At 44.4% G+C, this 16,799-nt stretch carries 18 protein-coding genes and 2 riboswitches; of the genes, 15 read left to right on the top strand and 3 right to left on the bottom strand.

The genetic code is table 11. The annotated features are described in order from the left end of the window. Positions 1-46: 46 nt before the first annotated feature. Positions 47-850 (bottom strand): carbon-nitrogen family hydrolase, encoded by an 804-nt coding sequence (locus tag N667_RS0104005; RefSeq protein ID WP_027408384.1) that lies wholly within the window; start codon positions 848-850, stop codon positions 47-49. Positions 851-946: 96 nt separating this feature from the next. Between N667_RS0104005 and N667_RS0104000 the strand changes: the two genes are divergently transcribed. The 8 genes from N667_RS0104000 (at position 947) to N667_RS0103965 (ending at position 7,549) form a co-directional block, all read left to right on the top strand. Continuing rightward, positions 947-2,137, top strand: a complete 1,191-nt coding sequence (locus N667_RS0104000; RefSeq protein WP_027408383.1) for a pyridoxal phosphate-dependent aminotransferase — start codon at positions 947-949, stop codon at positions 2,135-2,137. Between the two features lie 84 nt (positions 2,138-2,221). After that, a riboswitch (SAM riboswitch) is annotated at positions 2,222-2,329 on the top strand. 61 nt (positions 2,330-2,390) lie between these two features. Then, entirely contained in the window at positions 2,391-3,629 is a 1,239-nt protein-coding gene (gene mtnW / locus N667_RS0103995) for a 2,3-diketo-5-methylthiopentyl-1-phosphate enolase (protein ID WP_027408382.1), read from the top strand. Next, positions 3,626-4,285: a 2-hydroxy-3-keto-5-methylthiopentenyl-1-phosphate phosphatase gene (locus tag N667_RS0103990; protein WP_027408381.1), complete on the top strand. Its 660-nt coding sequence runs from the start codon at positions 3,626-3,628 to the stop codon at positions 4,283-4,285. The genes mtnW and N667_RS0103990 overlap by 4 nt, the downstream gene beginning before the upstream one ends. Beyond that, positions 4,282-4,911, top strand: a complete 630-nt coding sequence (locus tag N667_RS0103985) for a methylthioribulose 1-phosphate dehydratase (RefSeq protein ID WP_027408380.1) — start codon at positions 4,282-4,284, stop codon at positions 4,909-4,911. Before N667_RS0103990 ends, N667_RS0103985 begins: the two co-directional genes overlap by 4 nt. Before the next feature lie 23 nt (positions 4,912-4,934). Beyond that, positions 4,935-5,477: a 1,2-dihydroxy-3-keto-5-methylthiopentene dioxygenase gene (locus N667_RS0103980; RefSeq protein ID WP_027408379.1), complete on the top strand. Its 543-nt coding sequence runs from the start codon at positions 4,935-4,937 to the stop codon at positions 5,475-5,477. Between the two features lie 111 nt (positions 5,478-5,588). Continuing rightward, a complete protein-coding gene (locus N667_RS0103975) occupies positions 5,589-6,029 on the top strand; it encodes a MarR family winged helix-turn-helix transcriptional regulator (protein WP_027408378.1) in 441 nt (146 codons plus the stop codon). Positions 6,030-6,164: 135 nt separating this feature from the next. Beyond that, the gene (locus N667_RS0103970; RefSeq protein ID WP_027408377.1) at positions 6,165-6,755 is read left to right on the top strand and encodes a phosphate propanoyltransferase; all 591 of its coding nucleotides are present in this window, start codon (positions 6,165-6,167) and stop codon (positions 6,753-6,755) included. 236 nt (positions 6,756-6,991) lie between these two features. Continuing rightward, positions 6,992-7,549, top strand: a complete 558-nt coding sequence (locus tag N667_RS0103965; protein ID WP_027408376.1) for a hypothetical protein — start codon at positions 6,992-6,994, stop codon at positions 7,547-7,549. A 393-nt stretch (positions 7,550-7,942) separates the two neighbouring features. Here the strand turns inward: N667_RS0103965 and N667_RS18235 are convergent, their stop codons facing one another. Then, the gene (locus tag N667_RS18235; protein ID WP_051529940.1) at positions 7,943-8,305 is read right to left on the bottom strand and encodes a hypothetical protein; all 363 of its coding nucleotides are present in this window, start codon (positions 8,303-8,305) and stop codon (positions 7,943-7,945) included. A gap of 181 nt (positions 8,306-8,486) precedes the next feature. On the opposite strand from N667_RS18235, the gene N667_RS0103955 reads away from it, so the two are divergent. Together N667_RS0103955 and N667_RS0103950 are read left to right on the top strand one after the other, a co-directional pair. Further along, entirely contained in the window at positions 8,487-8,783 is a 297-nt protein-coding gene (locus tag N667_RS0103955) for a transposase (RefSeq protein ID WP_027408375.1), read from the top strand. Between the two features lie 8 nt (positions 8,784-8,791). Continuing rightward, entirely contained in the window at positions 8,792-9,673 is an 882-nt protein-coding gene (locus tag N667_RS0103950; RefSeq protein WP_027408374.1) for an IS3 family transposase, read from the top strand. A 73-nt stretch (positions 9,674-9,746) separates the two neighbouring features. On the opposite strand, the gene N667_RS0103945 is transcribed toward N667_RS0103950, so the two are convergent. Beyond that, positions 9,747-11,174, bottom strand: a complete 1,428-nt coding sequence (locus tag N667_RS0103945) for an amino acid permease (RefSeq protein ID WP_027408373.1) — start codon at positions 11,172-11,174, stop codon at positions 9,747-9,749. A gap of 86 nt (positions 11,175-11,260) precedes the next feature. Beyond that, a riboswitch (Lysine riboswitch) is annotated at positions 11,261-11,445 on the bottom strand. A 157-nt stretch (positions 11,446-11,602) separates the two neighbouring features. On the opposite strand from N667_RS0103945, the gene N667_RS0103940 reads away from it, so the two are divergent. From N667_RS0103940 to N667_RS0103920, 5 genes are all read left to right on the top strand, one after another. Continuing rightward, positions 11,603-13,297 carry a M3 family oligoendopeptidase gene (locus N667_RS0103940; protein ID WP_027408372.1) on the top strand — a complete coding sequence of 565 codons (1,695 nt, stop codon included), beginning with the start codon at positions 11,603-11,605 and terminating at the stop codon, positions 13,295-13,297. A 195-nt stretch (positions 13,298-13,492) separates the two neighbouring features. Continuing rightward, entirely contained in the window at positions 13,493-14,011 is a 519-nt protein-coding gene (locus tag N667_RS0103935) for a GNAT family N-acetyltransferase (RefSeq protein ID WP_027408371.1), read from the top strand. A gap of 157 nt (positions 14,012-14,168) precedes the next feature. Next, positions 14,169-14,897, top strand: a complete 729-nt coding sequence (locus tag N667_RS0103930) for an ABC transporter ATP-binding protein (RefSeq protein ID WP_027408370.1) — start codon at positions 14,169-14,171, stop codon at positions 14,895-14,897. Beyond that, complete coding sequence (locus N667_RS0103925; protein WP_027408369.1) at positions 14,894-15,922, top strand: ABC transporter permease; 1,029 nt, start codon at positions 14,894-14,896, stop codon at positions 15,920-15,922. Before N667_RS0103930 ends, N667_RS0103925 begins: the two co-directional genes overlap by 4 nt. An 11-nt stretch (positions 15,923-15,933) precedes the next feature. After that, a complete protein-coding gene (locus tag N667_RS0103920) occupies positions 15,934-16,593 on the top strand; it encodes a TetR/AcrR family transcriptional regulator (protein ID WP_027408368.1) in 660 nt (219 codons plus the stop codon). The last annotated feature ends 206 nt before the right edge of the window (positions 16,594-16,799 follow it).

Here is a 16,799-nt window from a genome sequence, read left to right as displayed (position 1 = left end):
TGATTCGAATCATACATGGCATTGGTTTGTTTTGTCAACTATTTTTTTAAAAATTTTTTTCAACCCCGTTGTAATATTCCGGACGGCGATCTTGGAAAATCGGAATTTGTTTCCGCACTTCACCTACTTTTTCTAAGTGAATTTCTGCCATTAAAGCGCCTGTGTTTTCATCGGCTTCAGCGATGATGTCGCCCCATGGGTCGATCACCATCGAATGGCCGGCAAATTCGTTATTCGGGTCTTTTCCAGCGCGGTTGCATGCTACGACGTAGCACTGGTTTTCGATCGCCCGCGCCTGCAAAAGCGTACGCCAATGCTGGAGGCGAGGGAGCGGCCACTGTGCGACGACAAACAAAATTTCCGCTCCTTGCGCCGTATGGATGCGAATCCATTCTGGAAAACGAATATCATAGCAAATCATGCCGGCACATAGCGCTTGCTCTAGCGTAAATAGGCCGCTTGATTGGCCGGACTGCAAATAAAGATGTTCATCCATGAGCTGAAAGAGATGAAGTTTGCTATATTCTCCGACGAGGTCTCCGTTTCGATTGACGACGTACATCGTATTGGTGACGCCTGCGCTTGTTTTTTTAGCGATCGAGCCTGCGACAATGTTCACGCGATGCAAGCGAGCCAGTTCACGAACGAATGCTTTTGTGTCCGCTCCTTCTTCATCGGCGATGTCATCGAGGCGCTTCAAGTCATAGCCCGTCGTCCACAGTTCCGGAAGCACGATGACATCCGCCTTTTCTTGGGCCGCTTTCACGATTTCTTGTTGCACCCGGCGCTTATTTTCAGCAGGATTTCCGAAAGCGATATCGAGTTGAAGGCACGCGATTTTTAATGCCATAATTGTTCACCTCAAAAAAATTTACTTTACAATTTAATTTTTACGATATATGATGTTTGACTAGAATTTCAAGAATTTTTTGAGAAGGTGAAGCAGTTGAAATCATTTGTGCAATCAGAATTGTTAGCAGGCCTTCCGAAGCAGTTTTTTGCTTCGCTTGTGGAGAAAGTGGGAAAAGTCGTTGCCCAAGGACATGATGTCATTAACCTCGGCCAAGGAAATCCTGATCAGCCGACGCCGCCGCATATCGTCGCAGCGCTGCAAAAAGCGGCGGCGAATCCGCAATATCATAAGTACTCGCCGTTTCGCGGCTATTCGTTTTTGAAAGAAGCGGTGGCGGCTTTTTATAAGCGGGAGTACGGAGTTACGGTCGATCCGGAAAAAGAAGTGGCCATTTTATTCGGCGGAAAAGCGGGACTTGTGGAAATTCCTCAATGTTTGTTGAATCCGGGAGATGTCGTACTTGTGCCGGATCCGGGATATCCGGATTATTGGTCAGGGGTGGCGCTTGCGCGGGCACAAATGGCGATGATGCCGCTTCGCGCTGCGAACAGCTTTCTCCCTGACTATGAGGAGTTGGCGGAAGAAGATGTTAAAAAAGCCAAGCTCATGTTTTTAAACTATCCAAACAATCCAACAGGTGCGGTGGCCACGAAAGCATTTTTTGCTGAAACGGTGTCGTTTGCCGCAAAGCACGGGATTTGTGTTGTTCACGATTTTGCCTACGGGGCGATTGGATTTGACGGCCAGAAGCCGGTCAGTTTTTTGCAGGCGGAAGGAGCAAAAGAAGTCGGAATTGAAATTTATACGTTTTCCAAGACTTATAATATGGCGGGATGGCGTGTGGCCTTTGCTGTCGGCAATGCGAGTGTGATTGAGGCGATTCATTTGCTGCAAGATCATTTATACGTCAGTTTATTTGGTGCCATTCAGGAAGCGGCGGCGGTAGCGCTTTTGGAATCGCAACAATGTGTGCACGAGCTTGTCGCGCTGTATGAGTCGCGGCGCAACACGTTGATTCAAGCGTTGCGCAACATGGGCTGGGATGTAACGCCGCCGGCCGGTTCATTTTTTGCGTGGCTGCCGGTGCCAAACGGCTGGTCGTCCGAGCAATTTGCTGATCTATTGCTCGAGGAGGCGCGGGTCGTTGTCGCACCCGGCATCGGTTTTGGCGAGCACGGCGAAGGGTATGTGCGCGCAGGGCTCCTAACAAGTGAAGAACGTTTGCGAGAAGCAGCATCGCGCATGGCGAAACTCAATTTGTTTTCACATGCTGCAAAAAAATGATTGACATCACGAAACATTCCTGTCATAATTCAAATTAAATTTTGCCAAAATGAAAATTTTTGAAAAATGAATAGATTGCTAGCATTCTTATCAAGAGCAGGCGGAGGGACGAGCCCAATGAAGCCCGGCAACCGACTTAACCATGGTTAAGCACGGTGCTAATTCTTGCAGCGATATGCTGAGAGATAAGAAGAGCGGAACGAAACGCCTCTTCTTGTGAAGAGGCTTTTTTCATGGATTGGAGGAACGCACAATGAGCCAAGTAATCGCGACGTATTTGCTTCATGATGAGAAAGAGTTGGAGAAAAAAGCGGAAGGCATCGCCCTCGGTTTGACGGTCGGCTCATGGACGAACTTGCCGCTTTTAGAACAGGAACAGCTGCGCAAGCATAAAGGAACGGTCGTGAGCGTTACACATCTTGAAGAGGATGAACGCGTCAATGAATATTTCGGGAAACGCCTAAAGCGCGGACTTGTCAAGATTGCGTATCCAAGCGCCAATTTTAGCGCCGACCTTCCAGCGATTTTGACGACGGTTTTTGGGAAGCTGTCGCTCGACGGTACGATTAAGCTCGTTGATTTGGAGTTTTCCGATGAGCTGAAGCGCCAGTTTCCTGGTCCGCGTTTCGGAATTAAAGGGATTCGCAACAAGCTTGGAGTATACGATCGTCCGCTTATTATGAGCATTTTCAAAGGGGTGATCGGGCGCGATGTCGATTATTTGTCCAAACAGCTGAGGGAACAAGCGCTTGGCGGCGTTGATCTCGTCAAAGATGATGAAATTTTGTTTGAGAGCGAGTTAGCACCGTTTGAAAAACGAATTATTGCCGGAAAAAACGTATTGCGGCAAGTGTACGAAGAAACAGGGCATAAAACGTTATATGCCGTCAACTTATCTGGCAAAACATTTGAGTTAAAAGAAAAGGCAAAGCGGGCGGTTGAACTTGGGGCTGATGTCTTGCTGTTTAACGTGTTTGCTTATGGCCTCGACGTTTTGCAAGGGTTGCGTGAAGATGAAGATATTCGAATTCCGATTATGGCACACCCAGCTTTCAGCGGCGCACTGACGCCGTCGGAGTTTTACGGGGTGAGCAATCCGCTGTTGCTTGGAAAGCTTGTTCGCATGGCAGGTGCTGATTTTTCACTCTTCCCGTCGCCGTATGGAAGCGTGGCGCTGCCGAAAGAAGAAACGCTCGGCATTGCGAAAGAGCTTACGAAAGAAGATGAGTTTCTCGCTACGTTCCCGGTGCCGTCGGCGGGCATTCATCCGGGACTTGTGCCGCTGCTTGTTCATGATTTCGGCCATGACAGCATCATTAACGCGGGCGGCGGTGTGCACGGGCATCCGGACGGCGCAGCAGGCGGTGGAAAAGCGTTTCGTGCTGCACTTGACGCGGCGCTAGTGGGACGAACGCTTCATGAAGCGGCGAGAGAAAGCGAGCCGCTGCAAAAAGCGCTTGCTTTATGGGGCGCACACGAGGTGAAAGCATGAGAAAACCGGTCATTTTTTGCGATTTTGATGGAACTATTACTAATAGCGACAATATTATTTCGATTATGAAGCAGTTTGCTCCGCCGGAATGGGAGAGCATCAAAGATGATGTATTAGCGCAACGATGCTCGGTGCAGGAAGGCGTCGGAGCGATGTTTTCGCTTCTTCCTTCGAGCTTAAAAGAAGAGATTACGAGTTTTATTTTGCGCACAGCCCGCATCCGTGACGGCTTTCGCGAGTTTGTCGCTTTTACGAAAGATCGCGGCATTCCGCTTTATGTGACAAGCGGCGGAATCGATTTTTTCGTCTATCCGCTTTTAGAGGGGTTCGTTGAAAAGGAATCCATTTTCTGCAACGGCTCCGATTTCACAGGTGAAACGATTCGCATTACATGGCCGCATTCATGTGATGAACATTGCCAGAACGGCTGCGGCTGCTGCAAGCCGTCGCTTTTGCGGAAGCTGGCAGCACAAGATGCCACGAAAATTGTGATCGGCGACTCAATTACGGATTTGGCGGCCGCCCGGCTTGCTGATCACGTTATCGCCCGCGATTTTCTTTTGGAGAAGTGTAAGGAATTACGCCTTTCTCATACACCGTTTACAACATTTTTTGATGTCATCGCCTTTTTCGAGCAAATGGAGGTGAAATCGTGAGCGTTCAAAGAACAAAATGGGCTGAGCTCGCCAGCGTGAAAGCGGAGCTGGCGGAACGCGATTGGTTTTTTGCGACAAGCGGCAATTTATCAATTAAAGTGACAGATGATCCGCTCACTTTTTTAGTCACCGCAAGCGGAAAAGATAAGCGAAAACAAACGGATGAAGATTTCCTTCTTGTCGACGCTTTAGGCCGACCAGCGGAACAAACGCATTTAAAGCCGTCGGCGGAAACGCTTTTGCATGTGGAAATTTATAGTAAAACGAACGCAGGATGTGTGCTTCACGTCCATACGATCGACAATAACGTCATCTCCGAGTTATACGGAGATGACGGAGAAATTGTGTTTACCCGCCAAGAAATTATTAAAGCATTTGGATTGTGGGAAGAAGATGCGGTTTTCCGTGTTCCGATTATTCCGAATCATGCGCATATTCCGACTCTTGCCGCTGAATTTTCCCAGCATGTAAAAGGGGATGCGGGAGCGGTTCTCATCCGCAGCCACGGCATTACCGTTTGGGGACGAGATGCGTTTGAAGCGAAAAAGTTTTTAGAAGCGTGCGAGTTTTTATTTAGCTATCATGTCAAGCTATCGCTATTAAAGAATAGCAAAGTATTCATTTAAATAAACGTATGGAGGGATGTACAATGGCGGTCATTAAAATTAGAAACACAGGTGAATGGATCAAAGGGCATGAGAATGTAGGAAGCTTTTTGGAGAAGCAAGGCGTTCTGTATGAACACTGGGATATTAACAAACTGCCAAATCATTTAAAAGAAAAGTTTGTTTTGAGTGACGAAGAAAAAGAGGAAATTTTAACGGCCTTTAAAGACGATATTGAAGATTTAGCGGCAAGAAGAGGATATAAAGCGTGGGATGTTGTCGCTTTATCAGATGCGACTCCGAATTTAGAGGAATTATTGAAGAAATTTGAACAAGTGCACATTCATACGGAAGATGAAGTGCGCGCCATTGTCGCTGGCCACGGCATTTTCATTATTAAAGGCGACGAACAAACAGGATATTTTGAAGTGCAGCTTGAAGCGGGCGATGTCATTTCCGTGCCAGAAGGGAATCCGCATTTCTTTACATTAATGGAGGACCGTCAAGTCGTCGCTGTCCGCTTGTTCATTGATCCGTCAGGCTGGGTAGCCCATCCTTATGAGGAGAAAGAAGAAGTAACTAAATAGAAGGGGAATTTTTCAGTTAAGCTATAAGCAGATTGGCAGCGCTTCATTGACAAACATTGCATTTTCCGCTACAATGGCTTCGAATTCGACGGATAAAGGATTTGATGAGAAGTGGCGGAAAGAGAGGAAATTTTACAATCGTTAAAATTGTTTATCGTATTGTCAAGAGCGTATCGCGCTGTCAATGATCAAGTGAATAAATCGATCCAATCGTTTGGCGTCAATCCGACGGAATTTGCGGTGCTGGAGTTGCTTTATCATAAAGGCGATCAGCCTTTGCAGCAAATCGGCGAGAAGATTTTGCTTGCGAGCGGCAGCATCACCTATGTTGTTGATAAGTTGGAACAAAAAGGGCTGATCGTTCGCAAGGCGTGCGAAAAAGATCGCCGCGTCACATACGCGTCCATTACTGATAAAGGAAAAACGTTCATTGAGGACGTGTTTCCGCGCCACGAGCAAACGATTCATGAAACGCTTGCCGGGTTGACAGCCGAGGAAAAGGAGCAAGCGATTGTGCTATTAAAAAAATTAGGATACGGTGCGAAAAAGTAGTAAGTACGGATAGCGAAAGCGCCAGCGGACGAAAAATCAGTCCGCTGGCGTTTTTTCGTTTACATTATGAATAGAACATGGGCAATTAGCTTATTCTTTTTGGGTAAACTACAAAAAGAAAGGAGGAGTGCAATCATGAAAATTCCAGTAGGCGTATCCAATCGCCATATTCATTTATCGCAGGAACATTTGCAGCACTTATTTGGCGAGGGAGCGGAGTTAACGGTGCTAAAGCCGCTGTCGCAGCCGGGGCAGTTTGCCGCAAAAGAAACAGTGACTGTCGAAGGGCCAAAAGGAAAAATCGAGAATGTTCGTATTTTAGGGCCAGCTCGTTCGATGACGCAGCTTGAAATTTCGAAAACAGACAGCTATAAGCTTGGAGTCCAGCCTCCTGTTCGTTTATCGGGAGATATTGAGGGAACTCCCGGGATTACGATTCACGGGCCAAAAGGAACGGTCACAGTGGATCAAGGAGTGATTATTGCGAAGCGCCATATTCATATGACCCCAAAGGATGCAGAAGCATTCGGCGTTAAAGACAAACAAGTTGTGAAAGTGAAAACTACAGGGGAACGCGCGCTCATTTTTGACGAAGTGGTTGTTCGTGTTCATGAGAACTTCGCGCTTGATATGCACATTGATACCGATGAAGCGAACGCAGCCGGATTGAAGACAGGGGATTATGTGGAGATTTTAGAAGTAAAAGAAATGGCGCATAATATCTAAAAGGGTTCTTTAAATGAAAAACGTTGATCTATCGAAAGGGGCGTCCAATAGCTAAAAAGTCAACTTATTGGACAGCCTTTTTATTTTGCATTGAAGCCATGTTGGGTAGGGACTGATATTTTAAATTGAGGTTTCTCATTATTTAAGTAAAATTATCAATGAGTAAGCAAATTTTGTTGGCTTTAAAAAAATTAAGCAGCTTTTATCGGCTGATTAGGAGGTGCGGAGGGAATTTGATGGCTATAACATTGGCGGTGATTATAGGTTGCGCGGTGGCAGGAATTTTTCTCTGGAAGAAGCGGCGCGCTCTATCGCTTATTTTGCTAAGTCCGTTGTTGCTCGTATTTGCGTTTTTGGGATATGTTTCCTATCATTCTGTCTATCATACAACACCAGATTCTCTACGATTGACTGTTCATAAAGAAAATAATAAATATGTTGTGGATGGGGAATGGAAAGATCGTTTAGATTTGTATCGATTTCCTTCTGATTTTCTCGTATTTTATGTCCCTACCAATCAGCAAATTCTGAATGTGACAAGGGAACAGAATAAAGATTATCAACATATGGATCTAAAATTTTTACATACTGCTATAGCCCGATGGCTTGAAACCCAGCTTCATCGAAAAGAAAAGCCGCAAATTTTTGATATTGAAACGAAACAGCGATTTCAGTTCTCATTTGTTCTTCCTGACAACGTGCAGCCAACCGATGTGAAATTATATTATATCCATGCGAGAGAAGAGCCGATGGAGGCATTGGAATATTGGAGAAAGAAGGTAGAGCTAGAATAAGAATGTTTGATTCATTTGTGAAAAAACGATCGACATAAACGTTTGAGCGTTTTTTATATAGCGGGAAACGGGCTTAAATGTTCGTGGATAAGCTTCCATTCGCCACTTTCGTTTTTGATGATAATATTCGACGCTCTACCGCTATCCGATACAAATTTTCTTTAGTGATAACCCTCCTATTTAATATGTATACATACAAGCCGCGCTATGTTCATTAACCGCCATCCATTGAACGTCATGCATGTTTGATCGGAAAGCTAAAAAACAGCCTGTTCGTGCAGAGTTTTTACATTATTGAAATTGTGTGTATGTATTGATAGCTTCGATGTATTGTTCCAGCGCTTTTTGATTATCCACGATCTCCCTCCTAATGGCGGCAAAAATGTGAACGAGTTAGCGGCTCTGACTTTGATCAGGTGAAGGGTTCGCTTCCTTGTTTGTGAATACTGGCGGAACCTTGATGATCCCTAGCAATAAAAACACCATGCTTATTGCCCATAACACGCCGGCGGTTCCGAGGCGCCACGAAATTTCTTCGGAAGCCATCAGATGGTTCACGTCAAACATAATTGCTTCCAGCGTTTTCACGACCGCCGAACTGAAAAAGATGAAATAAGCGAGAATGAATCCATAGACGATTCTTAATGGCTTTCTTGCTCTGGAAAGAAAAAGGCGAAATACGATAATGAACGATATTCCCATTACGAGCGAAAAGCCGCCTATTAACATTCCCAGCGTTTCTTGCTCCATAGGCATCGGTTTCACTCCTTAAAGAAAGATTATATGTGCGTATTTTAACATAAAAATCCATAAATGTTCTAAATATCAAAAATTAAATTGATTAATAAAAAAGGATGCCCTTATTTGATATGATCCCCTTATAGTAGACAGAAAAAAGAAAGTCCACTACTCTGTTTACTATGGAGGGGATTTTTCTATGGGAAAAATACGAAAAACATATGATGTCAAGTTTAAAAAGAAAGCAGTGGATTTATATTTTAAAGAAGGCATGGGCTACAAAACAGTGGCTAGAGAATTAGGAATTGCTCATGCCATGGTACGTCGATGGGTGAAACACTATGAACAGGAAGGCATACAAGGTCTAGAAGAAAAACGAGGAAAGGCCAAAGGACCAGGCAAAGGAAGACCAAGAACTCGTCCCGAAGATCCTGAGACGAAAATCAGGCGTCTTGAGGCGGAAGTCGTGATGCTAAAAAAGCTCTTAAAGATGTGAAAGGGGGAATGGAAGCCGTACCTGCTGACAAGAAATTCGCCATCATTCAAGAAATGGCTGGGGGTCATGGTTCGATTCAACGATTATGTGAGATGGCAGGTGTATCTCGAAGCGGATACTACAAGTGGGTCAAACGACAGGAGCGCCCTTCTCAGAAGCAAGTAGAAGACGAGCATCTAAAGAAAAAAATCGAGAAGTGCCATCAAGAACGAAAAGGCATCTATGGGTATCGGAGAGTCCAAGTCTGGCTGAAGCGGAAATACAAGCTAAGTATCAACCATAAACGAGTACAACGGCTGATGAGGGAGATGGGAATTCGGGCCGTGATTCGGAAGAAACGGTCTTATTATGGAAAGAAAGAACCTTATGTGATTTCGGATAACCATCTAAACAGAGAGTTCCACGCGTCCAAACCAAACGAGAAGTGGGTGACAGATATCACGTATTTAATCTTTAATGGGCAAACGCTCTATTTGTCCGCCATTAAAGACCTATACAACCATGAAATCGTGGCCTATCACATCAGCCGAAGAAATGACATCAAACTCGTGATCGACACGCTCAAAAAGGCTATAAAAAAACGGAATGTCAATGGACTCCTCCTACATAGTGATCAAGGATTCCAATATACATCCCGTCAATACAACCAACTACTAAAAAGATACAATATAAAGGCCAGTATGTCCAGAAAAGGAAACTGCTTGGACAATGCCTGCATGGAAAACTTTTTTAGCCATTTCAAGGCAGAGTGCTTCCATCTGTACTCGTTTCGCGCAGCCGAAGAGGTGAAGGAGGCTGTACACCAATATATTCGTTTTTATAACCACGAACGTTTCCAAAAGAAATTAAACAACCTGAGCCCTTATGAATATAGGACTCAGGCTGCTTAAATGTGCTTTTTTATTCCTGTCTACTTGACAGGGGTCACTTCAATTGAGGACATCCTTTTCTTGTTCGTATCCATTAAGCCGACATTTTTTCATCGACGTGCTCTTCTTTTGTTACGGCTTTTTTCACAAGCGGATAAAAAATGATGCCGCTTGCGAGCAACGCAACGCCAAGCATAAATGTTTTCATGTCGGACGTTCCCGCAATAATGACCCAAATTGAATAAATGGTTGCTAGCGCCGCAATGATGCCGTCAACAATTCTTGCTTTTGCCTCGTTCTCATACGTTTCTCCTGTCCATGTCAGTTTTAACTGGAACACAGAGGCGATAAAATAAGGAACGAGGTAGGCAAGCGTCGCGATGTAAATGACAAAATCGAATGCGTCCGACATCGATTTTGAAATGGTTGAGAAAATAAAAATTTGCGCTAATCCGTTTGACAAAATTAAAGAGAATTTTGGCATTCCTTTGTTGTTTTCCTTTAAAAACGATGGGATAAACAATCCCTGTTTTGCAGCTTGGTATGGAACTTCAGCGCTTAACAACACCCAACCAAGCGTCGAACCTAAAAGGCTGACGAGCCCGAGTCCCGCAAGAACATATCCGCCGCTTGGGCCTAAAATCGTTTGAATTGCGTCAACAAGCGGTTTTTCCGACTGAATCAATTGTTTTTGCGGCAATAAGCCCATAACAAGCACACTAATTCCAATATAAATAGCTAAAGCAATGAGTAGACCAAGAATCGTTGCGCGCTTCACATCGGCTTGCTTGCGCGCTCGAGAAGCGAACACAATCGCCGATTCAACTCCGACGAACGCCCATAATGTCGCAACTGCCGCATTGTTAATTTGGCCAAACAGACTGATCGAATGCCCTGCCTCATCGTAGCGCGGAGCCACGACAGAACCAATATTGCTTTTGTCAAACGCAAACAAACTAATGGCAATGAATAAAAAGAAGCCAAGCACTTTAGCGGCAGTGGCGACGAAATTTAATCTTCCTGCACCTTCGATTCCACGCAAAATAATAAAATGCATGCCCCATAATAAAATAGTACAAACGATGAATGTGAGCAAATTCCCGAGTTTAATAGATGCGGAGCCCACCGTAAACAGCGTTTGCTTGCTTGTTAAAACAGGGAAGAACGTCGATAAGTAACTCGCAAATGTAGTAATAATCGCCACGTTTCCCGCAAAATTTCCAATCCAATAGCCCCATGAAGACATAAATCCAGATAAAATGGATGTATTAGACCCTTTTGTAAACAATTCTTTCGCGTAAATTTGCGGCCCTCCATTTAACTCGGGCTTGCGAATCGCTAGATTGCCGAAGACAAGCGCCGTCATGAGCACGCCGCCCCCTGTTAATAACCATGCTAGAATGACTCCGAGGGGGCTTGCTGCTTCCGCTAACGAGCGAGGAAGCATAAAAATTCCTGACCCGACCATATTTCCAACCACAAGGGCGGTAAGCACCCAGAGACCTAATTTATGTTGTTGCAATCTTGTAGACTCCCTTCAGTTAATTTTTACAAAAAAAATACACCCCTAAGTTTTCAACGGGTGCACAGAACATCCGCATCTAACTTAATGTTGATAGCTCTCCATCGCCTTTTTATAAAGCGATGACAGTCCTGCCCCTGTTCGGGTGCAGTCCCAGCTTGTGCCGCCAGAGCACGCCACAAACTTCGGCAACGAATCCTTTCGTTTGAATTCATTGGCTCTCTGCGCCTCATTCAAGCTACTTTTATTCGTTGCAACCTCTATTCCATCTAAGTTGATGAGAAGAAAAATTATTCAAATGCCTTGATAATCATACACAATTCGACATTGTTCGTCAATAACCTTTTGTTTTTACGAAAAAGGAATTTGTAGCAAGGAAATGGAATATAATCTAAAGTTGGGAAATTTGAAAAAAGGAAGGGATTCATTTGAAATTCTCGGAATTTCGTTATGAACGGCCAAATATGGAGCAATTACAAGCATCGTTTCGCGCCGCCCTGCAAACTTTTCAGCAGGCGAAGCATGTTGAAGAGCAGCATGAGGCGATGCAGCAAATCAATGCGCTTCGCAACGAATTTAGCACGATGGCGCAAGTGTGCCATATCCGCCACACGATTGATACGAACGATGAGTTTTATAAGCAGGAGCAAGATTTTTTCGATGAAGTCGAGCCGCTTGTCAAAGGGTTGGTCAACGAATATTATCAAGCGCTTGTCGATTCTCCGTTTCGTTCGGAGCTTGAACAACGTTGGGGAAAGCAGCTGTTTGCATTGGCGGAAACAGAATTAAAGACATTTTCGCCAGACATTGTAGAGGAATTGCAGCTTGAAAATAAACTCACGAGCGAATATACGAAACTAGTGGCTTCCGCTAAAATATGGTTCGAAGGAGAAGAGCGGACGCTGGCGCAGCTTCAACCGTTTGCGGAATCGCCTGACCGTAAGATGCGCAAGCGGGCAAATGAGGCGCGGTTTGCGTTTTTCAAGCAGCACGAAGAAAAGTTCGATGACATTTACGACCAGCTTGTCAAAGTGCGCACAAGCATGGCCAAAAAACTGGGATTTAACAACTTTGTTGAACTTGGGTATGCAAGGTTGGGACGGACCGATTACAATGCGGAGATGGTGGCGAAATTCCGCGATCAAGTGCACCAATATATCGTTCCGCTTGCCGAGAAATTGTATGAACGTCAACGCGAACGAATTGGCGTCGAGAAACTAAAATATTACGATGAGGCATTTTCATTTCCAACCGGAAACCCGACACCAAAAGGGGATGCCGCTTGGATTATTGCTAATGGCAAAAAAATGTATGAGGAGCTGTCGCCGGAGACGGGCGAGTTTTTCCGATTTATGATCGACAACGAACTGATGGATCTTGTGGCGAAAAAGGGAAAAGCAAGCGGAGGCTATTGTACATATATTGAACGTTTCAAAGCGCCGTTTATTTTCTCCAACTTTACTGGCACATCTGGCGATATCGATGTCCTTACTCATGAAGCCGGCCATGCGTTTCAAGTGTACGAAAGCCGGCATTACGAAATTCCAGAGTACAATTGGCCGACGCTCGAAGCATGTGAAATTCATTCAATGAGCATGGAATTTTTCACATGGCCATGGATGGAGCTGTTTTTTAAGGAAGATACGGAAAAATACAAGTTTCAACATTTAAGCTCAGCATTGCTGTTTTTGCCGTACGGAGTGGCGGTCGATGAATTCCAGCACTTCGTCTATGAAAATCCGGAGGCAACCCCGGAAGAACGAAAGGGAATGTGGCGGGCAATCGAGCGGAAATACATGCCGACAAGAGATTACGACGGCAACGATTATTTAGAGCGCGGCGGCTTTTGGCAGCGGCAAGGGCACATTTATACAACCGCGTTTTATTATATTGACTATACGCTTGCGCAAATTTGCGCGTTCCAATTTTGGAAGCGTTCAAGAGAAAATTATAAAGAAGCGTGGAACGACTATTTAGCGCTTTGCCGCGAGGGCGGAAGCAAGTCATTTACCGAACTTGTGCAAGTGGCTCATTTAATATCGCCATTTGAAGATGGCTGCGTTCAGTCGGTTGTTGAAGAAATTGAGCAATGGTTGAACAGCGTGGACGACAAGCAGCTGTGAAAAATGGGAGGATGTCCTAAAAGGAAACGGACATCCTTTATATATGCCCAAAATTAGCTATTGTTTTCGTTTGAGAGCTGACCACTTTTTTTTCTATAGAGGATAGGAAGCGATCGTTGCAGGGTTTCTTCCTTTTTTGTTGAATTCAGTAGAAAGAAGAAGGGAACATGATATGAAGAAAAGGAGCGAAAGATGATGAACATTCGCAAAGCCACGCTCGAAGATGCCAAAGCGATCGCGAGCGTCCATGTGGAAAGCTGGAAAACGACCTACAAAGGAATCGTGCCAAGTGCATATTTACAGGAACTGAAGGTGGCAGAAAAGGAAGAACTATGGAAACGCATCTTGCAGCAAGACCATCACCATATTTTTGTTGCGGAGGAGTACGGGACGGTGTGCGGCTTTATTTCCGGCGGGAACAATCGCGTAAAAGAAGGAACGCTTGCAGAGTATGAAGGAGAGCTGTACGCCATTTATTTACTAAAAGAGGCGCAACGAAAAGGCTATGGAAAAAAACTTGTGAGTGCGTTCATCAAAGATTTGTGGAACGATGGAATTCGCTCGTTGATCGTTTGGGTGCTCAACGACAACCCTTCGAAACATTTTTACGAACGTTTAGGCGCAGCGGTTGTCGGGGAAGAGACGATTGAAATCGGCGGCAAAGCACTAAAAGAAATATGCTACGGATGGAAGGAACTTGAACAGCTATTGTAGCAGAGGAGAGGTTGTTTTCAGCAGTGGGGTTCAGCGGTCGAAAATAAAGCCTCTAAAAATTTTTTGAATAAATGAGTGATTACTCACTTCAAATTTGTTTTAGTTTGTCGTATATTATAAGTGAGTAATCACTCATAAATAGATTGGAGGAAATCATATGCCTGAGAGCATGTGCATTCACGTTGAGCATGTATCGAGAAGTTTTGGAAAAAAGAAAGTGATCGATGATGTGACGCTTGAGGTAGGCAGGGGAGAAATTTTTGGGTTGCTTGGTCCATCGGGAGCGGGAAAGACGACATTAGTTAAAATGATGGCCGGAATTGATGAGGCAACAACCGGAACGATTTATGTGCTCAATACGAAAATGCCGAGTTTACAGACGATGCAGCGCATTGGCTTCATGGCGCAATCTGATGCGTTATATGGGGAGCTGACGGCGCTTGAAAATTTGCAGTTTTTCGCAGCGATTTACGGACTAAAAGGAAAAAAACAAAAACAGCGCATCGAAGAAGTAGCCGAACTCGTTAATTTAACCGAGCATCTCCGAAAGCCGGTGCACAATTATTCCGGCGGAATGAAGCGACGCTTATCTCTTGCGGCTTCGTTGCTTCATGAACCGGACGTATTGATTTTAGATGAGCCAACGGTAGGGATCGATCCGGTGCTTCGCCAATCGATATGGCAAGAACTTGAACGGGTTCGCCAGCAAGGAACGACAATTGTCGTGACGACTCACGTCATGGATGAAGCGGAGAAATGCCAAAGGCTGGCGATGATTCGCAATGGGCGCCTGATTGCTGTAGGCAGTCCAGCCGAACTAAAAGCAAAAACCAACTCCCAAACGATTGAGCAAGCATTTTTATATTTTGGAGGTGCGAAACTATGAGAGTACGCGCCATCGTTGTGCGGATTATACGCCAATTTTTTCGCGACAAACGGACGCTTGGACTGATGATTTTTGCTCCGATGTTTGTTTTGTTTTTAATGCATTTAGTATTCAACGGAGAAGAATATAAGCCAGCGATTGGAGTCAACCAAGATGTACCGAATGTTGTTGTGGAAGCATTAGAGAAAAGTAAAGCCGATGTAAAACAAGTGACGAGAGAAAAGGCGAAGGATCAATTACATGAACAGCGACTCGATGCCTTTTTGGAAATGGACGGACGGATACCGAAATTGACGCTTGAAGGCAGCGATCCGACCGCCAACAAAGCGGTGCTTATGTCAGTGCAACAAGCGTTTCAATCATTAGCGCCGCAGAAAGAGACGCTCAAATTAAAAACGACGTACTTGCACGGTTCTGAAGATATGAAGTTATTTGATAACTTTGGCCCTGTGCTCATCGGATTTTTTATTTTCTTTTTTGTCTTTTTGATTGCGGGTGTTTCTTTTTTACGTGAACGAACCAATGGAACGCTTGAGCGGCTGTTGGCGACCCCGCTTCAACGCTGGGAAATTGTGGCCGGATATGTGATCGGCTTCGGTATTTTTACGACGTTTCAAGCGAGTTTAATTTCATGGTTTGCGATTGATATCCTTGATATGATGATGGAAGGCTCATTTTTATATGTGCTGCTCATTACCTTTTTACTAGCGATGACAGCGTTAACATTAGGAACATTATTGTCGGCGTTTGCCCATAACGAACTACAAATGATCCAATTTATTCCATTAGTCATCGTGCCGCAAATTTTCTTTTCCGGGTTGTTTAATTTAGAAACAATGGCGCCATGGCTCCGTTCAGTAAGCGTTATCATGCCGTTGACGTACGGGGCGGATGCACTAAGAGAGATTATGATCCGCGGGAACGGCTGGAGCGACATCGCCTTTGATGTATATATTTTGCTTGGCTTCTCTTTATTGTTTATGATATTAAATGTAATAGCACTAAAGAAATATCGAAGACTGTAAGGAGCACAAAAATGAACGAGCACCAATGGCTACAAGAGCTCTTAAAAGTAAACAATGAAGAAGTAAAGTTAAGCGACAAGCAGGCGAAAATTTTAGAAGCGGCGATTGAAATGTTTGCTGAAAAAGGGTATGCAGCAACATCAACAAGCGAAATTGCTAAGCGTGCGGGAGTAGCCGAAGGAACAATTTTTCGCCATTATAAAACAAAGAAAGATTTGCTGTTAGCGATCGTCACTCCGACGATCACGAAAGTCGTCGCCCCATTTTTGGCGAAGGAATTTGTAAAGGAAGTATTTGAACATCAATATAAGAGCTATGAAGACTTTATTCGTGCGCTGATGAAAAATCGCTTTGAGTTCGTCAAAAAGCATTTGCCGCTCATTAGAATTTTTTGGCAAGAAACGGCGTTTCATGCGGAGATTAAAGAGCAAATTCAAGCGGTATTTATGCAAAACGTCTATGAAAAGTTTAAGCGCATTATCGAATATTTTCAGGCAAAAGGTGAGATTGTCGAGCTGCCGGCAAACGCGATTATTCGTATGACTATTACAACGATTGTCGGCTTTTTATTGACACGTTTTCTCGTCTTGCCTGACGGGCAGTGGGATGATGAGTTGGAGATGGAGCGAACGATTCGATTTCTTATGGACGGATTAGCGAAACGAGACTGACCTTTTGGAATCAGTCTCGTTTTTTTGACAGCAAAGATGTTGAAATTTTGCTTATTGAAGCGATAGAGAAAAAATGTGTGATTGAATATTTTTAATGTAGAAAAAAGTATAAAATTTTGGTATTATATGGTGTTGTAATGCTAGAATCATACTGAAAATCGAAAAGGAAATGAAGTGTATGGGGAAATTTAAGGGTTACAAAATGG

It is taken from the genome of Anoxybacillus tepidamans PS2, assembly GCF_000620165.1.
Classification (GTDB): Bacteria; Bacillota; Bacilli; order Bacillales; family Anoxybacillaceae; genus Anoxybacteroides; species Anoxybacteroides tepidamans_A.
The sequence above is the reverse complement of the archived record's forward strand: the minus strand, read 5'-3'. Positions and strand labels throughout refer to the sequence as shown.